Source organism: Oleiphilus sp. HI0080 (assembly GCF_001635135.1).
Genome location: NZ_LWFU01000624.1, coordinates 1 through 3,944, shown reverse-complemented (window position 1 = coordinate 3,944; position 3,944 = coordinate 1). Strand labels below are relative to the sequence as shown.

At 47.2% G+C, this 3,944-nt stretch carries 5 protein-coding genes; all 5 read left to right on the top strand.

Annotation, left to right across the window (positions count from 1 at the left end; genetic code table 11):
* Positions 1-875 (top strand): chemotaxis-specific protein-glutamate methyltransferase CheB (cheB, locus tag A3751_RS13660; protein WP_082863253.1); only part of this gene is annotated, 875 nt, incomplete at its 5' end.
* On the top strand, positions 875-1,630 hold the full coding sequence (locus A3751_RS13655; protein ID WP_068457002.1) for a flagellar motor protein: 756 nt from the start codon (positions 875-877) through the stop codon (positions 1,628-1,630). The genes cheB and A3751_RS13655, both read left to right, overlap by 1 nt.
* 13 nt (positions 1,631-1,643) lie before the next feature.
* Complete coding sequence (motD, locus tag A3751_RS13650) at positions 1,644-2,429, top strand: flagellar motor protein MotD (RefSeq protein ID WP_068456999.1); 786 nt, start codon at positions 1,644-1,646, stop codon at positions 2,427-2,429.
* A gap of 229 nt (positions 2,430-2,658) precedes the next feature.
* Entirely contained in the window at positions 2,659-3,441 is a 783-nt protein-coding gene (locus A3751_RS13645; protein WP_068456997.1) for a ParA family protein, read from the top strand.
* 45 nt (positions 3,442-3,486) lie between these two features.
* Entirely contained in the window at positions 3,487-3,765 is a 279-nt protein-coding gene (locus A3751_RS13640; RefSeq protein WP_068456994.1) for a hypothetical protein, read from the top strand.
* The last annotated feature ends 179 nt before the right edge of the window (positions 3,766-3,944 follow it).

The following is a 3,944-nucleotide window of genomic DNA, read 5'->3' as shown; positions in this document are numbered from 1 at the left end:
CTGTGGACTTCCTACCGAAAAACTTCGAAGACATCGCGCGTGATGCGACGAAGATGCAAGATGTGCTGACGAATCGTATTCTTTCTATCGCCCGAAAGAATCGACTTGCTCCCAGATCTAGTCCGAATACTTCGCCCAGAACGACTGCTTCATCGGTGCAGAGCGGTGATTCACTCACCACGAGAGAACGCCTGCAGAAGTTGGCAAATGGTGGTTTAAGCCGTTCTTCGTCCAATAATTCAGCTTCACCAAGATCGGCCAGTTCAGGCAGCTCAGGTCGATCATCTGGTACAGAGAGAAAACATCCTGTTAGTGTTGTTGCTATTGGCACATCAACTGGCGGTCCCGTTGCATTACAAAAAGTGGTTACCAAGCTACCGGCAACGTTTCCGGTACCTATATTGCTTATACAGCATATGCCGGCAACATTTACCCCTGCCTTCGCAGAGCGCCTGAACGCACTGAGTGCTATTAAGGTGAAAGAAGCAGAGGATGGCGATGTGCTGCAACCAGGTTGTGCCTATCTGGCGCCCGGTGGCAAGCAAATGCTCGTAGGGAATCGAGGTGGTAGAGCGTCAATTTCTATCTTGGACGGGGATGAGCGTCTTACTTACAAACCATCCGTGGATCTTACATTTGGTTCCGTTTCTAAGAGTTTTCCTGGCAAGGTGCTTAGTATTGTCTTAACCGGGATGGGCGCAGATGGAAAAGAAGGTTGTCGGCTTATGAAGTCTAGCGGATCGACTGTTTGGACACAGACCGAGGCAACATGCGTTGTCTATGGTATGCCAATGGCGGTCGATAAGGCAGGCTATAGTGATAAGAGCTTGGACATAAACGATGTTGCCGAGCAATTGGTAAATAGGTTGACCTAATGGATTACCTCAGCATTGTCGGGTTGCTACTTGGCTTCTTGGCAATTTTTGGTGGCAACGCAATAGAAGGCGGGACAATAGAGACGCTCGTCAACGGTCCAGCGGCGCTAATCGTCATCGGCGGCACGCTAGCTGCAACTTGCCTTCAAACACCATTCAACGTTTTCAAGCGAAGTCTCGCCGCATTGCGGTGGGTGTTTTTTCCTCCTCATGTTTCGATAGATGATGGCATACACAAGTTGCTCTCTTGGAGTATTAAAGCGAGAAAGGAAGGTTTGCTTGGGCTAGAAGATGTGTTATCAAAAGAACGGGAGTCTTTTTGTAAAAAAGGCTTGCAGCTCCTAGTTGATGGTTCTGAGCCAGAATCAATACGGTCGGTTCTTGAGGTAGACATGTATTCGCGCGAGCAGCGTGATCTCGATCTCGCAAAGGTTTATGACTCTATGGCGGGTTACTCACCGACAATTGGAATAATTGGCGCGGTACTAGGATTGATTCAGGTGATGAGCAATCTCGCTGACCCATCCTCACTCGGCGCAGGTATTGCGACGGCATTTGTTGCTACTATATACGGGGTGGGATTTGCGAACCTCTTTTTGCTCCCCGTCGCTAACAAGATTCGATACCAGGTTGAACGCCACGTTCGATACCACGAAATGCTTGTTGATGGTTTGATTTCCATTGCAGAGGGCGAGAACCCTCGCTCCCTTGAGCTGAAGCTGAAAGGCTATTTGCACTTAGACTCAACAGATTGAGGCGCGCTTTTTCATGAAACGCTCCAGACATCATAATTCAAACGAAAATCATGACCGCTGGCTGGTCTCGTACGCAGATTTCATTACGCTTCTTTTTGCCTTTTTCGTTGTTATGTACTCCATCTCTTCGGTCAATGAGGGCAAATACAAGGTTTTGTCAGATTCGCTGGAAGGTATATTTAACACGCGCCCAAAAAGCCTCGAGCCGATTCAGATAGGAGAATTGAACGATAGAACTGAACGTCAGGCTGCTTCTGAAGGGATAAACCCTATCTTGATTGGTCGACAAGACAGTTATGAGTCGATCAAGGAAAAGTCCGACGATGTGCAGCTCGAATCGATAGCTGGAGAGTTTGAAGAAAGTTTTGAAGATCTGATTTACGAAGATCAACTATCTGTTCGGGTTCTCGATGACTGGGTTGAAATATCCTTGCGCGACGAAGTTGTGTTTCAAAGCGGAGGGGTTATCCCCGCGGAGGAGGCCTTTGAGGTTATTAAGCGAATCTCAGGGGTCTTACGGTCAAAAAATAACGGCGTATTGATTGAAGGGCATACTGATAATCTGAGAATCAACAATAGCCAATTTCCAAGTAACTGGGAGCTTTCGGTGGCGCGAGCGGCTACTTTTCTCAGGTTGTTGTCTATTGAAGGGATCGACGAAGGTCGCATGGCGGCCATCGGCTATGGGCAATACCGACCATTGGTTCGAAATGACACGCCACAAGGCCGAAGAGAAAACCGTCGTATCGTCTTACTGATCTCGCGCTCGGGAGATGTGAGACAGAGCCTGATCGAATAAGCATCTACTTCATTTTATTCCTCATCTTTGATGCATAACTCTGTGATTTTTATGCCAAATCAAACGTGCGCGAACCACTTTTTGGCATGAGATGTGCTTTTTCTTCAATAACGACATTTTGTTGGCGGTTCAGTATTTATGGCTTTCATTCCGAGTGAAGTAGCCAAATGCTATGATCTCTGCCATAGATTATGAAGTACAAAAAATATAATTCAGGAGTCATTCAAACGTGCGTATTTGGGCGATCGCTAATCAGAAGGGTGGGGTAGGTAAAACCACTACGGTTGTAACGCTTGGAGGCCTGCTAGCGTCACAAGGCAAGCGTGTTCTTGTTATGGACCTTGACCCCCATGGTTCGCTTACTAGCTATTTTGGTCATGATCCTGACACAATCGAACAGAGTGTATTTGATCTGTTTATGCACAAGGGCGCGGTACCTGATGGTTTGCCGGAATCCCTTATTACGGCAACTTCTTGCCCGGGCTTGGATCTTATGCCGGCCTCAACCGCTCTAGCGACGCTTGAGCGTCGAATGGTCGGCGTTGATGGTATGGGTTTAATCATCTCTAAGACCCTCGCTTTGTTGTGGGATCAATACGATTTCGTTCTGATCGATAACTCTCCTTCTTTAGGAGTGCTGATGATTAACGCTTTGGCCGCTAGTCAGCAGCTTGTTGTACCTGTTCAAACCGAGTTTCTAGCGATTAAGGGATTGGAAAGAATGATGCACACCTTAACGATGGTGATTCGATCCCAGAAAAGCAATTTGCAGCACATGATTTTGCCTACAATGTTTGACCGCCGAACTCAGGCGTCAACTCAGAGTCTGAGAACCATCAAACAAACATGGGGTGACAACGTGTGGAAGTTCGCTATCCCGGTAGATACGAAGTTTCGAGATGCAAGTATGCAAGGGCTTGTTCCTTCCGAGCTTGACGCTGCGACTCACGGCGTTAGAGCGTATAAAAAATTGCTTGAAACTCTGTTAGAAAAAACACCTAACGGGATATAGCGGGAGCGAGGGCATTTGCACATTTCTCTTAAGGAAAACAATTCCGTGGGAAATGATGAGATCATTGGTGACTATCTTGATGCTCTATTATCAACGCCAATGCCGGTTAAGGTTATACGTAACCGATTTGAGTTACAGCGTACGATTAAACTAGACGACATTTTAAGTGGTCAGCGAACACCAAGTCAGCAGGAAGCTGTTTTAATTTTGCTTACCACTCTGAGGTTAAGCCGACAGTTGCGCGACAACGCGCGTGTTAAATCAAGTTTGTTGCAGGTCGCATCTCAGCTTGTTGTTTACCTCAGACGAAGTAATGCAGCCTAAAATGGCGCCGAGGTAAGAAGTGAGCAAAGAGAAGTCCGATCAAAATAAGGAAACCAAAGCGAGCCGTGCGGACGACTTGCTGTTGGACTATTTTGATCAGATGTTTGCAACGCCACCGCATGCGTCCAAGTCGAGCGATCCAGTTACCGAAAAAGCGACACAAGAGGCCGAGAGTCAGC

Bases quoted from the DNA above. Each gene is read 5' to 3' on its own strand.
- A3751_RS13655 (WP_068457002.1), top strand. From the start codon at position 875: ATGGATTACCTCAGCATTGTCGGGTTGCTACTTGGCTTCTTGGCAATT.
- motD (WP_068456999.1), top strand. From the start codon at position 1,644: ATGAAACGCTCCAGACATCATAATTCAAACGAAAATCATGACCGCTGG.